The organism is Bifidobacterium sp. ESL0784, assembly GCF_029433295.1.
Lineage (GTDB): Bacteria > Actinomycetota > Actinomycetes > Actinomycetales > Bifidobacteriaceae > Bifidobacterium.
Map to the genome: position 1 here is coordinate 320,815 of NZ_JAQTHV010000001.1, position 17,207 is coordinate 338,021.

Consider the following 17,207-nt stretch of genomic DNA (forward strand, 5'->3'; position numbering starts at 1 on the left):
CTATTTAACAGACAAAAATATTATTTTATCCATTAATTTCTTTCGTTCGCTTTATCTGTCGAATGGTTCGAAAATGCGAGGAAACCGAAAATCGTGGTACGGATGTTACATTGGTATCAGGCGAATTGCGGATTGGAGATTTCGTGATATGCCTTGCAGCGCCGCTGTTTGGTGCGATGGTACGAATGTTCGACGCGATATGGTAGTCCTTATTATTATGTTGCGCCACGCGCTACACTGATGTTTCGCTGTATGCTGTGGGTAAGTGGTAAGTAATATGACGAACGTAACCTCGAGACGTGAAGGAGCGGTTATGGCGGCTGGTAAGAAACTTGTCATCGTGGAGTCTCCGACGAAGGCCAAGAAGATCGGTGGGTATCTTGGCAAGGATTACACGGTCATGGCTTCCGTTGGTCATATCCGCGATTTGGCGCAACCGAGCCAGGTGCCTGCTTCCAAGAAGGCGAAGTTCGGGCGTTTCGGCGTGGATGTCGACGACGGTTTCGAGCCGTATTACATTGTGGGTCCCGAGAAGAAGAAAACCGTTGCGGAACTTAAAAGTGCTCTGAAAGACGCGAGTGAACTTTACCTCGCGACTGATGAGGATCGCGAAGGCGAGGCCATTGCGTGGCACTTGGTGCAGACGCTCAAGCCCAAGGTGCCGGTGCACCGCATGGTCTTCCACGAGATCACGCCGTCCGCCATCAAGGCCGCGGTTGGTAAGACGCGTGATGTGGATGCCAATATGGTCGACGCCCAGGAGACGCGACGTGTGCTCGACAGGCTTTATGGCTACGAGCTTTCGCCGGTGCTCTGGCGCAAAGTTGGTCCGGGACTTTCCGCGGGTCGCGTGCAGTCCGTGGCCACCCGGCTGATTGTCGAGCGTGAGCGGGAACGCATGGCGTTCGTGCGCTCGCCGTATTGGGACGTTATCGCCGAGCTTTCCGCGCCCGACGCGCAGGGTGAGAACGTCGATTTTGAATCCCGTATGGTCTCGCTGGGCGGTTCGCGTCTGGCCAATTCCCGTGATTTCACTTCTACCGGCGCATTGACCACCGCCGCACAGAAAGACAGCGTCTGTCAGCTTGATGAAGCACAGACCAAGGCGATTGCGCAGGCGCTGGAGCATGCGCCGTTCACCGTGGTGTCGATGGAATCCAAGCCGTACCATCGTCGTCCGGTGCCGCCGTTCACCACCTCGACCATGCAGCAGGCTGCGGGCAACCGGCTTTCGATGAGCTCGCGCCAAACCATGCGTGCCGCGCAGGGACTCTACGAAAACGGCTTCATCACTTACATGCGTACCGATTCGGTGACGCTTTCGCACGAGGCCATCGAAGCGGCCCGTGAATCCGTCACCAAGAATTTCGGCAAGGAATATCTTTCCGATAAGCCCAAGCAGTATGCCACCAAGACCGCAGGTGCGCAGGAAGCGCACGAATGCATCCGTCCTGCCGGCTCAAAGTTCCATGATCCTGCCGAATTGGCTACCAAAGTACCGCCGGATCAGCTGAAGCTTTATACGTTGATTTGGCAGCGCACGCTGGCCTCGCAGATGGCCGACGCCACCGGTTTCACGGCTACCGTGCGGCTTTCGGCGCCCGCAGGTGAGCGTGGAGAAGCTATTTTCCAGGCTTCCGGTACCGTCATCGAATTCCCTGGATTCCTGAAGGCTTCTGGCTGGCCACATCGTTCCTCGGGATCGGCGTCCTCTGCTGCAAAGACGAAGGATACCAAGGCGTCTGCTAAATCTGGCAAGTCCGAAGAGAACGAAGCGCTGCCGCCAATGAAAACCGGCGAAGTGCTCAATGCTACTTCAGTCACCGCAGATGGCCATGAGACCCAGCCGCCGGCCCGCTATACCGAGGCCTCGTTGGTCAAGACGCTAGAAGCCAAGGAGATCGGCCGTCCGTCAACGTACGCCAGCATCATTTCCACGATTATCGACCGCGGATATGTCTACGAGCGCGGCCGTGCGTTGATTCCGTCCTGGCTCGCCTTCGCCGTGACCAAGCTTTTGGAAACGAACTTCCCGAAGTATGTGGACTACCAGTTCACAGCTGATATGGAAAACGGGCTCGACAAGATTGCCCAAGGTGAGGAAACCAGCAAGGAATGGCTTACTCGCTTCTACTTCGGTGATGGCAAGGACGCGGCGAAATCGCAGGATGAGGCGCACGAAGGCCTGCAACAGCAGGTCGCACAGCTCGGCGACATCGATGCCCGCGCCATCAACACCATCGAAATCGGTGACGGTTTGCAGGTGCGCGTCGGCCGCTATGGCCCCTATCTTGAGGACACGAAGAATCTGGATGCCGAGGGCAACCCGAAGCGCGCTTCTATTCCCGAGACGATGGCTCCCGACGAGCTGACCGTCGAGGCCGGCCACGAGCTCATCAAGAACAATGCTGGTGGGCCGCGCGTGCTTGGCAAAGACCCCGCGACCGGTGGCACTGTTGAAGTTCGTAGCGGGCGGTTCGGCCCGTATGTCGCGCTGATTTCACCCGAGGCTGAGGCAGAGATGAAGGCCGAGCGCGAAGCCAAGGCCGTTGCGGCGAAGGCTGCAGCTGCCACTGACTCCGTTGATGCCAAGGACGGCAAGACTTCTGCAAAGACAGCCAAGATCGCCAAGACTCATGCGAAGAAAACCGCCAAGTCCACGGTGCCCAAGCCCAAGATGGCGTCGCTGTTCAAGACGATGAGCCCGGATACGGTCACGCTTGACGATGCCCTCAAACTGCTGAGTCTGCCGCGTGAAGTCGGCAAATATGATGAGACTGACGCAAAAACCGGCGAGACCAACGAAGCTGTTGTTACTGCGAGCAACGGACGTTATGGTCCTTACCTCACCAAGAAAGGCACGGACGGCAAGTCCGAGACCCGTTCACTTGGCAGCGAAGACGAGATTTTCACAGTCGACTTAGACAAGGCCAAGGCGCTGTTTGCCCAGCCGAAGTATGGTCGCGGTCGTGGCAGGGGAGCGGCCAAGCCGCCGCTGCGCGACCTTGGCGCCGACCCGGAAAACGGCAAGAACGTGACCATCAAGGATGGGTTCTACGGAGCCTACATCACCGATGGTGAGACCAACCGCACGCTGCCGAAACAGTACACCCCGGAGTCCATCGACCCGGCCACCGCCTTCCAACTGCTCGCTGAAAAGCGCGCCGCCGGCCCCTCCAAGCGTCGCGGCCTCCGCAAGACGACCAAGTCGACCGCCCGCAAGACGAGTAGCAAGAAGTCCACTAAGTCCGCAACGCGCAAGACGAGCAGTGCCAAGAAGACCGCAACCCGCAAGGCAGCCAAGTAATCGTTCTGTCTAAAATTCCAGGGAGAAACGATGTCGGAAGATCAAGAAGACCAGGTGAGCATCGATCAGGTGCCCGAGGATCAGGTCGGCATCAGTGAAGTGCAAGATGGCGACGTGCAGACAGATGAGACGCGGCATGAAGGTTCCCAGAATGGTGCGGCGCAGAATTATCTGAGCGATGGGCGGCCTGTCATCGGCCCGGGAATAGAACGGTTCACGCCAGAAGGGCACCACAAAGCGCTTGTGGACGTAGTCTGGATTGCGATTTTTTTCGCGGGACTCGTCGGGCTGCTCGCGTTGATTATTTTGATATTCGGCGGAATCAGGTTGAAACGTGCCTGGTTCACGATGAAGGACATGCCGCTATTCATCGGCTTGGGTCTGGTGTTGTTCGTATGTTTTGCACTTCAGGACCTGATATCGTTGAGGCCCAATTCTCGCTATTTCTATTACGATGCCGACAAACTGGCCAAGGCGTATGGCCTTGAAGGAATCGTCATGGGCAAGGTCAAGATCAAGCGCGATGGCGACGTCAAAATAAAATATTATCGGAATCGAACTACGCAGGAAGGGCTGCAGCTGGGACTGACCGATATCAAGGTTAGGAAGGATTGCCTGCCCATTTCCTATCCGGTCATCGTCGAGTGGATTGACAGGTATGGGCAAGTCAAAATGTCGGCTTGCGGATTGGATGTCACCTCGCAGGGTGTGAGTCTGAATCTTGATTCGTTGGGTTCCTTCCCGTGTCGGGCGAAGCGTTCCTATATGCTTCAAACTGCTGGCAACGAGCTGGTGTTGAAAGGCTGAAAGCAACGGTCGTTGTCGGCTTTTGTGGATAATTAATGGCCATTGTCGCTGATTGTGGACAAGTGGCCGACGCACTCCGCAACACGCCTCAAATGTGGATAACCCCTATCATCCGACCACAGTGCCCGTTTTTGCCCCTGTAATGTTGCCTTTTGTGATTCCATGGAATCAATGGAGATTCCACGTAAACGAAAGAAGCAGAATATGCCAGCTCGGTCTATGGCAGGTAACGGCAAACGCAAGCATGCGAATATCAAGGTTTCTGTTCGTTCCCGTCGTGCTCACGCTACTTCGCGTCCTCCCGCATTTCCGCTACAATTGGCGGTATTGCAGGAGGAAAGGAGGTGCAAAATGGAGTGCGATGATTTCCTCGAAGAAGATGGCATCCGGCTGGGATATAACGCGGATACGGTGACCATCACGGAAATTGGGTATGGCAGAAAAGCCGTGCTCGATAATGAGGGGAAAATCCTATCGTCGACTTTTCCCAAGGATAGTCTTGATTTTGTTCATCGATATTTCCGACAGAACTACAAGATGATTGAGCGTGCCCGGTCGATAGATCGGAAGTACGGACATGACTGAACTATTCCGTGTGATGGGTTATTCCGTATTTTTTAGCTCCCAAGATATGCATCATGGTGTTCATGTCCATATCGGAAAAGGGCGAAAACGCGACCTCAGCAAATTTATTCTGACCAAAGACGGTCATGTCTCTCTGGCACATAATCGGGGTGGGCTTTCCGATGAGCAGATTCTGAAAATCCAAGATGCGGTTGAAGAACGATACGAAAAAATTATTTATCGGTGGTCCCAGCACTTTGGTAGCGATTATCATTTTGATAAGTAGGACAAGAACCATAGTCGACTTTTTGTCGTTGCTGTTATGTTTAAAGTTATGGTAGTAACGCATAACTGGGATAGATTTGAAAGCTGATTGTCAGCCAGGATTGAGGATTATGAGCGGGGTGTTTATTTCGTTTGAGGGCGTTGACGGGGTCGGGAAGACCACGCAGGTTGAACGTCTGAAGCGTTATGTCGAAGAGCTGGGACGCGAGGTCGTCGTTACCCGCGAGCCGGGCGGCACGAAGTTGGGTGTGGCGTTGCGGCAGTTGTTGTTGCATGGGGGAGAGATTGCGCCGCGTACTGAGGCGCTGCTCTTTGCCGCCGATCGCGCCCAGCATGTGGCCGAAGTCATCCGGCCGGCGCTCGCGCGCGGGGCCGTCGTGATTTCCGATCGATATATCGATTCGTCGCTGGCCTATCAGGCTGGAGGGCGGGAGCTTACACAAGAGGAAGTGCGCAAGTTGAGTCTGTGGGCGACGAACAACCTGTTGCCGGAACGCACGTACCTGCTGGATATGGATCCGGCAGCATCGCACGGCCGGCTCGACCACAGCGAGGACCGCATGGAATCGGCCGGCGATGGGTTCCAGGAACGAACGCGTCAAGCGTTCCTCGATTTGGCGGCGCATGAGAAGTCCCGGTTCAAGGTTATCGACGCTTCGAAGCCGGTTGACGAAGTCTGGTCTCAGATTCGTGCCGATGCCGATGATCTGCTGGCCGATTGGTCGTGCGGGCTGTAGGGCGTCCCACTATCGGTGGCGGGCAATAAGGTGACGGTAAGCAAACAAGTGGAGGAACAATGAGCGTATGGGACTCGATTGTCGGCCAGGACCAGGTCGTCTCGCGGCTGCGTGCCGTGGCGTCCGGCGACCCGAAAGCCATCGCCCAGTCATGGTTGATTTGCGGCCCTCCCGGCTCTGGTCGGTCCAATGTGGCTCGAGCGTTCGCCGCGGCTCTGGAAAGCCCAAGCCACGGTCTGAGTGATGAGCCTGAACGTTCCAGCGAGCAGGTGCTGGCTGGAACGCATCCGGACGTCACCATATTGGCAACCAATAAAGTCACCATCAGCATCGACGAAGTCCGTGACTTGATCGAGACTTCCGAGCAGACGCCGAGCATTGCTCCTTGGCGGATCATCATCATCGAAGATGTCGACCGTATGCTCGAGCGCACCACCAACGTGCTCCTCAAAGAGATTGAGGAGCCTAGTCCCCACACCATCTGGCTTTTGTGTGCCCCGAGTGCCGAGGATGTGCTGCCGACCATCCGCTCCCGCACGCGCGTCATCAATCTGGCAGTGCCGACGACGCAGTCGGTGGCGAAGTTCCTGGAAACGCAGGAACATATCGAACCGAAATTGGCCGCACAGTGCGCACGCCTCGCCGAGGGCCATATCGGCGTCGCCAAGCTCTATGCCACCGACGAACGGGTTCGGAGTGACCGTGCCGAACTGGTCTCTGGCGTGCTCAACATGAGCAAGGCTTCCGATGCAGTCCTGCTTGCCGGTCAGCTCATCGACAATGCCAAGGCCCAGGCGCAAAGCGACGTAGAGGATCAGACCGGCAAGCAGGAAGCCGAGTTCCGGCGCATCAACGGTTTGGGTGAAAAGGACCGGATCCCGCCGCAATTGCGGGGTGCTTTCAACCAGATCGGCAAGAAAGCCGATATCAAACGCAGAGCTACCAGACGCAGCCGTGATGTACTCGATCGTGATCTCAATACCATCGCCAGCATCTACCGTGACGTCTCCGTACTACAGAACAACGCGGTGGATTCGGCCGGGCTGATCAACGAAGAAAAGCGATCGTCCCTCGTCAATCTCGCCGAACGCCTGACCCGCCAGGGCGTGGTGGACCGCCTCGATTCCATCGCTGTGGCGCGTCGCCGTCTCAACGGCAATGGCAACCAGACTCTCCTCTTCGAAGCTCTCTTCTGCGCGTTGCTGGCGTGATGAATCCGTTGATGGCCGGGCACGCGGATGCATCCATCCGCCATCGTCTATAAGCCAGACATCGCTGAAGTCGCGCACGGGACCATATACGTTTATTGACCAATGTTTCGTCATAAGCCCGAGGGATACTTGAACCATGAAGATTTCAGCAGATTTCACCACCGTTCCTGACGATTTCACCGGTGCTGCGGCACCCGAATATAAGGTTGACGGTACGCCGATCGTCTCGTTCCCGTTCTACATCGATGAGGTGCAGGCCAACATGCACTATCTGCATTGGCAGCTCACCGATCCGGATTCGATTCCCGTCTGCGGCTTCGAATGGATTCATTGGTCGGCGGCCAACGTGCCGATCGACGCGCTGATGTTCGATTTCAACGATTCCCACGCCCTGCAGATTCCGCCGGACTTTTCGCGCCAGTTGCCAGCCATGATTCCCGAGGCCGTGCAAGGCCGCACCAGCGCCGCCGGCAAATTCGTCGGTTCTGATAATCCTGCGGTCACGATGCGCTACAATGGCCCGACCCCGCCCGACAAGCCGCACGGTTATGTCCTGCACGTCTGGGCCACCGTCGATCCGTTGCCGGACATGCGTCAGGGCTTCTGGCTCAACGATTTGTGTCACAAGGTCCTTGCCTACAGCGGTCCTGTCGATGATGCCGAAATCACGTTCGTTGGCAATCCTGCCAAATAATTGTCGGTATTTGTATTTTTTTATCTTATTTTGATTAGTGATTGAGAGGAACTGTAAATATGGCATGCACCACCATTCTGGTTGGCAAGGACGCGAGCTATGACGGCTCGACCATCATCGCGCGCAATGAGGATTCGGCGAACGGGGAGTTCAACCCCAAGCGTTTCGTCGTGGTCAAGCCCGACGACCAGCCCCGGCATTACCGCAGCGTGCTGAACCATCTCGACATCGAGCTTCCCGACAATCCGTTGCAATACACTTCCCTGCCCAACGCCGATCTCAAAGACGGCCTCTGGGGTGAAGCCGGAGTCAACGAGGCGAACGTGGCTATGAGCGCCACCGAGACGCTGACCACCAACGAGCGCGTCATCGGCGCCGATCCGTTTGTCGAACTGCAGCCGGCCAAGGGCAAGGAAGACGACCCGGATTACGTGCCCGAGGTCGCCGGCGGCATAAGCGAAGAGGACTTCCTGACCATCGTCCTGCCGTATATCAAAACCGCCCGCGAAGGTGTTCAGCGTCTCGGCTCGCTGCTCGAGCAGTACGGCACCAACGAGATGAACGGTGTCGCCTTCAGCGATGTCAACGAGATCTGGTGGCTTGAGACTGTCGGCGGCCATCATTGGATCGCTAAGCGCGTGCCCGACGAGGCCTACGTCACCATGCCCAACCAGCTGGGCATCGATGAGTTCGATCTGGAAGATGCCTTGGACGAACAGGAGAACTACATGTGCTCCGCCGACCTCAACGAGTTCATCGAGGCCAATCATCTTGATCTCGCGGTCGAGGCGACCACTCCGTTCAATCCGCGCGATGCCTTCGGCTCCCACTCCGACTCCGACCACATCTACAACACCCCGCGCGCTTGGTACATGCAGCGCACGCTGAACCCCTATGACGAGGTGTGGGACGGCCCGGACGCCGACCACACACCTGAATCCGACGACATTCCGTGGGCGCGCCAGCCCGAGCGCAAGATCACCATTGAAGACGTCAAGTATGTGCTGAGCTCGCACTACCAGGGCACGCCTTACGATCCGTATGGCCAGCTCGGAGATGAGCGTACTCGTCACATGTACCGTTGCATCGGCGTCAACCGCCAGAGCCAGCTTGCGGTGATCCAGATTCGTCCGTACCGTCCGCAGTCCGACCGTGCCGTTCAATGGATTTCCTACGGCTCGAACCCCTTCAACGCATTGGTTCCCTTCTATCCCAATGTCGACGCCACGCCGGCCTACCTCGAGGCCACCACCACTCGCGTGACCAGCGAGAACCTGTATTGGGAGAACCGCATCATCGCGGCCCTGTGCAACTTCGCGTTCGCCGAGACCTCCAACGCCATCGAGCGCTATCAGGAGCTGACCGGCGGCATGGGCCATCGCATGGTGACGGCCACCGACGAGCAGATCGCCCGTCTTGGCGGCGACAAGGAGGCCAGTGCCGAATCGATGGCGCAGGCCGAATTGAACGCCGGCAACCCCGATGGCGACGTCGAAGTGATGGAACCCGACCAGATCATTGCCACCACCCGCAATGCCGAGGTGCGTGAGATTCTGCGCGTCGCCAATCAGTCGATGGCCGATCAGATCAAGAAGGAGACCGATGCCTTGCTCGATTCCGTGCTTTACACGGCTTCGATGAAGATGGCCAACGGCTTCAATCGTTCCGACAATTAAAGCGACAGATTCGTTCATCAAAAGGTCGGTCGACAGAAATCGTAGAACTTTGGAATTCAGTGGTTCTCGTTGATGCCGACCGACCTTAGGTTATGTGAGGAGCAAAATTATGGCTGAGCCATTTGAATCGTCCAGAGAGCAGCAGATGCGTTATCCCTTGTCTGCTGATGCGGTATTTGCACAAATACGGCAGATGCTGAGTGACTCCAAGTTTTTCAAATTGCGCTCGGTGGGACCGCAACCGTTGAGCTGCGTGTTTTCTACCCATGTGAGTCTGACCGCATGGGGTGAATACATGAATGTTGTAGTGATGCCCGATGCACAGGGGTCAGTGGTGAGCGTGAAGGTGAACGCAAACTTCAGCACCCTGATGCAGGGCAGGCGCAATCGCAAGGATATGGAACGGTTCTTTACCGATTTGAATGCCCAGATCAATGCCTTTTATGGTTCCAAGGGTCCGCGCCAATAGTCTTTAGCCGGTCGCGTTGAAGGCATGGGCGAAGTCCCGTCGCTTGGAATTCATGTCATACGGTTTGCTGTTGGAAGATGGCTGACAATGGTTGTTTCCGGTCGTTTTGCCTTTGCGGCGACGTCTGCTGATAGGCTTTGGGTATTGGTTGCGGGTTATCGGCACGGTTGATTCGTGGGTTAGGCTGTGCGTTGGTAACGATAAAAATTTCGTAACTTCGGATTATTCTTACACGCGTTGAAAGCAGGTACGGCATGGCTCTGATCGATCAATTCACCACTCAGTACGGACTGGTCAAGAAAATCGACGCATTCGGGTATCTCGATTACTTGAAGAATCATACCGACGAACCGCGCAAACACGGCCAGGTCGTGCTCGTCACTGCCGATACGCCACTGAAGGCCTCGCGTGGTGAAGGCAAGACCACTACCACCATCGCGCTGATTGACGCATTGCGCGCCCGCGGCATCGACGCTACCGCCGTGCTTCGTCAGCCGAGCATGGGCATCACCGCGGCCGGCTCCAAAGGTGGCGCTTCGGGCGGCGGCAAGTCCTCGCTTTCGCATCCCGAGCTGATCGACTGGGGCCTGTGCGGTGAGATGGCCGCCATCGAGAACGCGCAGAACCTGTTGGTTTCCTTTGCGGAGAAAGCCATTGACGAGGGCCGTATCGACACCATCCTTGTCCCGCGCGTTTCCGAAGTGCCGTCGCGCTCGCTGCGTCAGATCGCCGTTGACCGTGGCAAGGGCAATGTACCTGAGCGCGTGGTCCTGACCCCGACCTGCGAGCTGATGCAGATCGTCGTACTGTCCCATTCCATGGACGAGATCGCCGATCGGGTTTCGTCGATGGTCGCCGGCACCAAGGATGGCAACCCCATCACGTTTGGCGAATTCATTGACCTTTGGCGTATCACCGGCATCCTTGGCGATGCGGTCAAGCCGGCGCAGACCGAAACCGTCAACGGTTCGCCGGTCTACGTGCACTGCGGTCCGTTCGCCAACGTTTCTCTGGGTATTCCGAGCCTGATTTCGGTCGAGATGGCGTGCGCGCTGCACGACGTCGTGGTGGTCGAGGCTGGTTATGGTGCCGACGCCGGTGCTCAGAAGTGGCTCGATATCGCCTGCCGTGAGTTTGGCGCAGAATGGCCGGCCGCAGCCGTGGTGGTCACCCGCGCGTCGACCTGGCGCGATGACCCGAAGCTCGCCTGGCGCTACCCGTTCCACGTCCACCGTCTCGAAAGCCTTGGTATCCCGACGTTCCCGCTGGTCAATCTTTGGGACGGCGAGGACGACCAGATCGATTCCCTGCGTGACACCGCGAAGTCTCTTAACTTCCATGACCCGATCATTGGCAACCTTTTCCGTGATGGTGGTGAGGCTTTGGCCCCGCAGCTTGACGGGTTTGTGGGCGCGCTTGATGGTGCGAATGATGCCGTCAACGCAGCCAGCGCTCCCGCAGATTCCGCTGACCCTGAGGTGCCGAACAACCGCGCCAGCCACAAGGGCATGGGCCTGGTCGAAGACGTGAAATGGATTGCTGATAACGCTTATGGCGTCCCCGCCGACCGTGTGCTCTTCAAGGTAGGCTTTGCCGAGTCTTTGGCCGAAGCGACCGAACTTTGCAATGGCGTCGGCACAAGCATCGACGACCTCGCGGTGGTCGCGGTGAAATCCCCGGCCACAATGACCGACAATGATTCCGCTGCAGCAGACGAACGCACCGTGACGCTCAAAAAGGTTGAGCCGCATCTCGGAGCGGGCGTGGTCCAGGTCAACCTCACCACTTCGCTCACCACCCCGATGCCAAAGATCGTCTGAAACCCTGTGCGGTCAGAACCGTCGTATAACAGAGATAGCAGAGGCTGTCTGTAGCCAGAAGCGATAAATACGACGTCGTCTAAAAGCGAAGCCAATAAAAAGGCGATAAACCGAATCCGATTGATGAAATCAGATGGGTTTATCGCCTTTGGTTTTTATTGCGGCAGCGTTAAGCTGCGGTGAGGCGTATCAGAAGTTACCGCCGTTCCAGCCCCAATCGCCGGTGGCTGTATAGCGGATATAGGTGCGGTCCTCAGGCATGCCGAGCTCGTCATGCAGTGCGGTCATGATCTGTTTCGACATTGATTCCCACACGGTTCGGTCGACGCTGCCGGGCTCGCCCATGACGTTGACCTCGACGTAGGCCGCCGGCTTATCGTCGCTGCCGCCGAAGTAAATCGGCATGTTGTCCTCGAACGGGCACATCAGCCAGCTCTCGGTCTTGCCGGGGACTGCGGTGATGGCCTTGCCGTACGCGGCCTTGAGCGCCTCGCGCTGTGCCTGCGTGGTGGAAACGGAAACGTGGGTATGGATGACTGGCATAGTGGCTCCTTGCGTTCTGCGATGATTCATTATCGTCACTGGTATCTTATGACAGGTGCTGCGCAATGAGCGGCCAGTATTCCATTTCCGGGTTTGGCCCGTTGCCTTTGCAGCGTAATAGCTGTCGGTAATGTGGCGGTGCTGCGCAGATTATCGGGGTATTTGGTGCAGAGTATGCCCGCAGCGGCCATTTTCGGCCGTATTGTGCGTACATTGAGGTTGTTGGCTTTGGATGGCATGTCGCAATGTACTGAAAAGTGTCACTTGGTGATATTCGAGCTTTGGAAGGCCAATTGCGCTGCAGGAACGCAGTCGACGAATGATGAGGGGAAGGAACGGTAGGCGATGAGCGATAGACGAGCCCAGGAACCAGGCAGCAGCGTAGCGACGGCCCCGGGGAAACTGTATATCGCCGGTGAATACGCCGTGGTCGAGCACGGCCATCCCGCCATTCTTGTCGCCGTCAACCGCCTTTTGACCGCGCGCATCACTGAACACGACACCTCGGCCGCCCAGCCCCGGCCTTTCGGCGTCGATCCAGTCGGACGTATTCATTCCGCAGGCCACCCCGAAGCTTCCGTAACCTGGCGTCGTCGCGCGGGGCGTGCGGTTCCCGACGTCGAGCAGCCGGGTGCGGCCTTCGTGCTTTCCGTCATCCACGCGGTTGAGGAACTGGCCCAGCAACAGGGCAGGGAACTTAAAATCTACGATGTCAATATCGAAAGCGAACTGGACGATGCTTCGGGCCGCAAGTACGGACTGGGCTCGTCCGCGGCGGTGACGGTGGCCATGATGAAGGCGCTCACCGCGTTCTATGGCCTTGAGCTCGATCCGATTCAGCAATACAAACTGGCGTTCGTTGCGGCCAGCCATGCCCAGAAGGTCGGCTCAGGCGGTGATCTGGCGGCGAGTCTGTTCGGCGGCTGCATCCGCTTTACGGCGGTGGATCGGCAATGGGTCACCAACCGCTTGCAGGACACGGCCTTGAGCGATCTGATTGACATGCCATGGCCAGGATTGAGCATCGCGCGGCTGCGTGCCTTCGAGCCCGGCAGCAGTCTGCATTTGATGGTGGGCTGGACAGGCAATCCGGCTTCCACGCCTTCGCTGGTCGGCCATGTCCAGCAGCAAAGTGCCGCCGAACATGAGCGGACCTATCAGGACTTTTTGAGTGGCAGTGATGTTTGTGTCGATGCTTTGGCTCAGGCGCTGGTCGCCGATGACGAGCAGGCTGCCATTGCCCATGTGCGTGAAGCCCGCAAGCTGTTGCAAACCCTTTCCTCCTTCACCGGTGTGACTATCGAAACCCCGGCCCTGCGTGCTCTGGTCGAGGTGGCCGAAAGCCATGGCACAGCGGCGAAAAGTTCCGGTGCCGGTGGCGGTGACTGTGGCATCGCGATTGCCGGGCCGGGTGCCGACAGGGCTGCCGTCACACGCGGATGGCAGGAGAAAGGCATCGTCCCCTTGAATCTGTCGGTGCATGCCCCGCAAATCCAGCTTGCCGATTGGATGAGCGAAACTTCGGATTTTATGTCCAGTGGGGTTGCCGGAGGTGTTCGTACCGATGGAAATTTTTCCGGTAAAGCCAGCGTCGATCCGGGCGTTGGAAGTGACAATTCGGCAGGTCAATTACTTGGTTCGAATTCCCGGGTTTCCGGCGCAGGATCGAATCGCAAGGACGACCATGTGCGTCTCGCGCTCGCCGAGCATGGCGACGAGCAACATAATGCTTTTGATGATTTGGCTTTTATCCATCACAGCTTGGGCAGCGTCGATGTCGCCGATGTGGATATGTCCACGCAAGTTTGCGGAGCGACGTGGGATGTGCCGTTCTATATCAACGCGATGACTGGCGGGTCGGCAAAAACTGGTTCGATCAACGCTGCTTTTGCCCGTGTTGCCGCTGCTGCCGGTCTGGCTATGGCCTCCGGTTCGCAGCATGCCGCCATCCGGGATCCGCAATTGGAACCGACGTTCACCACGATTCGTGAGCACGACCGGTCCGGATTCGTCTTCGCCAACGTCGGGCTTTCGGTCAGCGTCGAGCAGGCCCTGCACGCCATCGATATGATCGGCGCTGATGCGTTGCAGATTCACATCAATGCCGCTCAGGAGCTCGTGATGCCCGAGGGTACGCGTGACTTCGATGCATGGCCCGAGCGAATCGCCTCGATTGTGAAGGCGTCCTTGGTGCCGGTAATGGTCAAGGAAGTCGGTTTCGGTATGAGCGCGCGAACTGTGCGGCGGCTTGCTGAGCTGGGTGTAAAGACCGTTGACGTCAGCGGCCGAGGCGGCACTGATTTCGCGCGTATTGAAAACGCGCGTCGGCAGGGCCACGAATACAGTTATATGGTCGGTTGGGGTCAGTCGACGGCCTTGTGCCTGCTGGCGCTGTTGCCCGCTGAAAGCAAGGCATTAAATGCGAATAACGCTGGGGATAAGCCAACCTATTCCAACGAGGCCGACATGGCCGTGCTCGCTTCCGGTGGTGTGCGCAACCCGCTCGACGTGGTGAAGGCGCTCGCGCTGGGGGCGCAGGCTGTGGGCATTTCCGGCCATTTCCTGCAGGTGCTTGACGCTTCCGGGGAAGATGGCCTGATCGCGGAAATCAACAGCTGGAAGAGCCAGGTTCGCTCGCTGATGGCGCTGCTCGGCGCGAAAACCGTTGCGGATTTGCGCCGCACGGATTTGCTGGTCACGGGTAAGACCGCCGAAGAAGCGCGTTTGCTGGGCGTCGATTTGCCGGCGCTTGCGAACCGTTGTTGAGGAAAACGTTAATACCGTGTTTTCCCGATGCAAGAATCTTATTCGTAGCATTGAAGGCTTGATTGACGATGATATTACTTCACTGCTATAAAGGCAACAAATGGCAAATCAGAAACGTTGAAATTTCAACGATTTCAATTTTTATACCATAACAAGGTGTAACATCGAGAATTTTTTTGTGAGTTGTTTGACTTCAATGCTATTGTGTAATGCAAATTAATTATGGTAGCCCCTGCTTTCGCTATTATGGAATGAATCTGAATTTTAGCCGAGTAAAGATTTTACAGGTATTCCTGAAGATAAGAGGAATCGTCCTTGTTCGGGATGAAACCGAGCTGGCGCTTGAAGCGCCTTGCGCAGATCCCGCATGAGGGCTTCAATGGAAGTATGTTTCCTTCATTTTTGAGTGAAGACGCCGAAACCGTGGCGAAGGGGTTGCTCGGTTGCCTTCTTATTCGTGAAATCGATGGCGAGACGTTGACCGTGCGCATCGTCGAAACCGAAGCGTACGACCAGCTTGACCCTGCTAGTCACACCTTCCACGGGAAAAGCGAACGCAACCGCGCGATGTTCGGCCCGTCCGGCCACGCCTATATCTATCTGATCTACGGTACGAATCTGTGTATGAACGTCACCGCGTTCGAGGAGGGCTTCGGTGCCGGTGCTCTTATTCGTGCCGCCGAACCGATGGATAGCAAAACCGTCGAAATCATCGAGAGGCGTCGGGGTGGACGGCGTATCAAGGACTGCCTCAATGGTCCGGGGAAGATTTGCAAGTCGCTTGGCATCACGATGGATCTTTACGGTCACGACCTGCGCAAGTCGCCGCTGAGTCTCGAGACCGGTTCCTTGCGTTCCGGCGAACGCATCGAAGCCACCCAGCGCATCGGCATCAGCAAGGCCAAAGACCGCCCGCGCCGCTTCATCATCGCCGGCAACCCGTATCTTTCGCGTTAACCTGTCGCTTACGCCAATGCGACCACGATGATGACAAGATTCATCAGGCTGGTGATGGCCTCGATGCCGCCGACCTGTATGGCTTTCATGCGTTTGTGGCGCGGCGCGATGAGCGCAACCAGCAACAGCACAGTGGCGGTGATGCTCCAGAGCAGGGTGGTGGCCGTCGTGCCCCGAGCCGGAGTGAACCCTGCGAAGTTTTGCAACATCATAGGTGCGGTGAAACCAAGCGCGGCAAGGGCAATATGGTAGATAATCGACAGCGCGTAATAGTGGCAATCGCCATATTTGCGGAACATGGTCTTGACGAAAACGACCGAAGCATATTCGGTGAGGATAAATGCGGCCGCAGCAACAACGCCGGCTTCCGGCAGCAATGGCGAATCCGGGAGATACCGTGACGGATATGGCGTCATCAAAGTAACATGAAGGCCGGTTGGCGACAATCTGGATGTAAAGCTTTCTTGCGGGGTTGCTTCTACGAAAAACCTCGAGCCCAGCGAAGTGGCGAGCAGGGCCATCGCGCCCGCAGCAATGACCGAGACGGCATTGCCCCAGAGTGTTCGTTCGCGTCTCAGCCACGCTGCGACGAACGAAAGCACCGCGAGTACGGCGTAGGTCGGAGTCCACCAGAGCAGTCTCGGAGCGAATATGAAGACAGGGATGCCGACCACGGCTGTGGCGATAAGATAGGCCACCGCCGGAACGAAGTAGATGTTCGAATGGCGTTTCCTGTGTGAAGCAGGGGTGAGGTTCATGTCGGGAACCGGGGGGCGCTGCATACCGGAGGCTGACTTGGAAGTCGGCTCGGAAGCCCGATTGAGAACTTGGCTGTCAACGGTTGAACGGGAAGCCTTTACATCCACGTTATTCGGTTTGGCCGAATTGCCGATTTTGATTCGGCGTTTTCGTGCGTCTTTGGCCTCGTGTGAGCGAACACCGAGCCAGCGGGCGGTCGAGAATTGGAAGCAGTAACATAGCGTCCAAGCCACCAGCAGCCAGACATTGCGCCACGAAACTCCGCCGATCACGATTCCTCCGAGTGCCGGGAAGAGCGCCATGACCCAAGCCCCCGGCTGGTCCGGCAGCCAGATGTTGGTGTGGCGGCCTTTGGGATTGTTGCGTGACTGTGCCCCTGCATCGTTGCTGGCTGTCGTGCCGATCTCATTTTTCGCGACTAACAACGCAGATTTTGTCTCTATCACAGTATTCAGAGTAGGCCCTGGCATCTATTTGTCGTTATCTCGATCATGTTGCTGACGGCCTTGGCAAAGCTTTCGCGCGGCACGCCTTATCGCGTCATGGCAAGAGGTCATACTGGAAGGTGATGCGCCAATTTTCGGCGGCAGGGCAAAAGAAACGGTGCCACAC

Annotated in this window: 14 protein-coding genes; 12 read left to right on the forward strand and 2 right to left on the reverse strand. The window is 57.1% G+C overall.

What is annotated here, in order from left to right; translation table 11 throughout:
• Positions 1 to 313: 313 nt before the first annotated feature.
• The 10 genes from topA (at position 314) to PT279_RS01230 (ending at position 11,570) form a co-directional block, all read left to right on the forward strand.
• Complete coding sequence (gene topA / locus PT279_RS01185) at positions 314 to 3,307, forward strand: type I DNA topoisomerase (protein WP_277164658.1); 2,994 nt, start codon at positions 314 to 316, stop codon at positions 3,305 to 3,307.
• Between the two features lie 30 nt (positions 3,308 to 3,337).
• Positions 3,338 to 4,114, forward strand: coding sequence for a hypothetical protein (locus PT279_RS01190; protein ID WP_277164660.1), 777 nt, complete (start codon positions 3,338 to 3,340; stop codon positions 4,112 to 4,114).
• A gap of 171 nt (positions 4,115 to 4,285) precedes the next feature.
• Positions 4,286 to 4,699 (forward strand): hypothetical protein, encoded by a 414-nt coding sequence (locus PT279_RS01195; RefSeq protein ID WP_277164662.1) that lies wholly within the window; start codon positions 4,286 to 4,288, stop codon positions 4,697 to 4,699.
• Entirely contained in the window at positions 4,692 to 4,964 is a 273-nt protein-coding gene (locus tag PT279_RS01200; protein ID WP_277164664.1) for a DUF4160 domain-containing protein, read from the forward strand. Before PT279_RS01195 ends, PT279_RS01200 begins: the two co-directional genes overlap by 8 nt.
• A 109-nt stretch (positions 4,965 to 5,073) precedes the next feature.
• Positions 5,074 to 5,700, forward strand: coding sequence for a dTMP kinase (gene tmk / locus PT279_RS01205; protein WP_277164666.1), 627 nt, complete (start codon positions 5,074 to 5,076; stop codon positions 5,698 to 5,700).
• Between the two features lie 59 nt (positions 5,701 to 5,759).
• A complete protein-coding gene (locus PT279_RS01210) occupies positions 5,760 to 6,911 on the forward strand; it encodes a DNA polymerase III subunit delta' (RefSeq protein WP_277164667.1) in 1,152 nt (383 codons plus the stop codon).
• 136 nt (positions 6,912 to 7,047) lie between these two features.
• Positions 7,048 to 7,605: a YbhB/YbcL family Raf kinase inhibitor-like protein gene (locus PT279_RS01215; protein ID WP_277164669.1), complete on the forward strand. Its 558-nt coding sequence runs from the start codon at positions 7,048 to 7,050 to the stop codon at positions 7,603 to 7,605.
• Positions 7,606 to 7,664: 59 nt separating this feature from the next.
• A complete protein-coding gene (locus tag PT279_RS01220) occupies positions 7,665 to 9,281 on the forward strand; it encodes a C69 family dipeptidase (protein ID WP_277164671.1) in 1,617 nt (538 codons plus the stop codon).
• Between the two features lie 109 nt (positions 9,282 to 9,390).
• Positions 9,391 to 9,750, forward strand: a complete 360-nt coding sequence (locus PT279_RS01225) for a hypothetical protein (protein ID WP_277164673.1) — start codon at positions 9,391 to 9,393, stop codon at positions 9,748 to 9,750.
• 254 nt (positions 9,751 to 10,004) lie between these two features.
• Positions 10,005 to 11,570 (forward strand): formate--tetrahydrofolate ligase, encoded by a 1,566-nt coding sequence (locus tag PT279_RS01230; RefSeq protein WP_277164676.1) that lies wholly within the window; start codon positions 10,005 to 10,007, stop codon positions 11,568 to 11,570.
• A gap of 189 nt (positions 11,571 to 11,759) precedes the next feature.
• On the opposite strand, the gene PT279_RS01235 is transcribed toward PT279_RS01230, so the two are convergent.
• The gene (locus PT279_RS01235) at positions 11,760 to 12,113 is read right to left on the reverse strand and encodes a phenylpyruvate tautomerase MIF-related protein (protein WP_277164678.1); all 354 of its coding nucleotides are present in this window, start codon (positions 12,111 to 12,113) and stop codon (positions 11,760 to 11,762) included.
• 345 nt (positions 12,114 to 12,458) lie between these two features.
• On the opposite strand from PT279_RS01235, the gene PT279_RS01240 reads away from it, so the two are divergent.
• Both PT279_RS01240 and PT279_RS01245 read left to right on the forward strand, forming a co-directional pair.
• Complete coding sequence (locus PT279_RS01240; protein WP_277164680.1) at positions 12,459 to 14,879, forward strand: phosphomevalonate kinase; 2,421 nt, start codon at positions 12,459 to 12,461, stop codon at positions 14,877 to 14,879.
• Between the two features lie 324 nt (positions 14,880 to 15,203).
• Positions 15,204 to 15,836 carry a DNA-3-methyladenine glycosylase gene (locus tag PT279_RS01245; protein WP_277165201.1) on the forward strand — a complete coding sequence of 211 codons (633 nt, stop codon included), beginning with the start codon at positions 15,204 to 15,206 and terminating at the stop codon, positions 15,834 to 15,836.
• An 8-nt stretch (positions 15,837 to 15,844) separates the two neighbouring features.
• On the opposite strand, the gene PT279_RS01250 is transcribed toward PT279_RS01245, so the two are convergent.
• Positions 15,845 to 17,020: a YwiC-like family protein gene (locus PT279_RS01250; protein WP_277164682.1), complete on the reverse strand. Its 1,176-nt coding sequence runs from the start codon at positions 17,018 to 17,020 to the stop codon at positions 15,845 to 15,847.
• Positions 17,021 to 17,207 lie beyond the last annotated feature (187 nt).

What these genes read in the sequence shown, in the direction of transcription:
- PT279_RS01230 (WP_277164676.1), top strand. Translation starts at nt 10,005, where the DNA reads ATGGCTCTGATCGATCAATTCACCACTCAGTACGGACTGGTCAAGAAA.
- PT279_RS01215 (WP_277164669.1), top strand. Translation starts at nt 7,048, where the DNA reads ATGAAGATTTCAGCAGATTTCACCACCGTTCCTGACGATTTCACCGGT.
- PT279_RS01240 (WP_277164680.1), top strand. Translation starts at nt 12,459, where the DNA reads ATGAGCGATAGACGAGCCCAGGAACCAGGCAGCAGCGTAGCGACGGCC.
- tmk (WP_277164666.1), top strand. Translation starts at nt 5,074, where the DNA reads ATGAGCGGGGTGTTTATTTCGTTTGAGGGCGTTGACGGGGTCGGGAAG.
- PT279_RS01225 (WP_277164673.1), top strand. Translation starts at nt 9,391, where the DNA reads ATGGCTGAGCCATTTGAATCGTCCAGAGAGCAGCAGATGCGTTATCCC.
- PT279_RS01210 (WP_277164667.1), top strand. Translation starts at nt 5,760, where the DNA reads ATGAGCGTATGGGACTCGATTGTCGGCCAGGACCAGGTCGTCTCGCGG.
- PT279_RS01190 (WP_277164660.1), top strand. Translation starts at nt 3,338, where the DNA reads ATGTCGGAAGATCAAGAAGACCAGGTGAGCATCGATCAGGTGCCCGAG.
- PT279_RS01220 (WP_277164671.1), top strand. Translation starts at nt 7,665, where the DNA reads ATGGCATGCACCACCATTCTGGTTGGCAAGGACGCGAGCTATGACGGC.
- PT279_RS01200 (WP_277164664.1), top strand. Translation starts at nt 4,692, where the DNA reads ATGACTGAACTATTCCGTGTGATGGGTTATTCCGTATTTTTTAGCTCC.
- PT279_RS01195 (WP_277164662.1), top strand. Translation starts at nt 4,286, where the DNA reads ATGGAGATTCCACGTAAACGAAAGAAGCAGAATATGCCAGCTCGGTCT.
- PT279_RS01245 (WP_277165201.1), top strand. Translation starts at nt 15,204, where the DNA reads ATGAAACCGAGCTGGCGCTTGAAGCGCCTTGCGCAGATCCCGCATGAG.
- PT279_RS01235 (WP_277164678.1), bottom strand. Translation starts at nt 12,113, where the DNA reads ATGCCAGTCATCCATACCCACGTTTCCGTTTCCACCACGCAGGCACAG.
- topA (WP_277164658.1), top strand. Translation starts at nt 314, where the DNA reads ATGGCGGCTGGTAAGAAACTTGTCATCGTGGAGTCTCCGACGAAGGCC.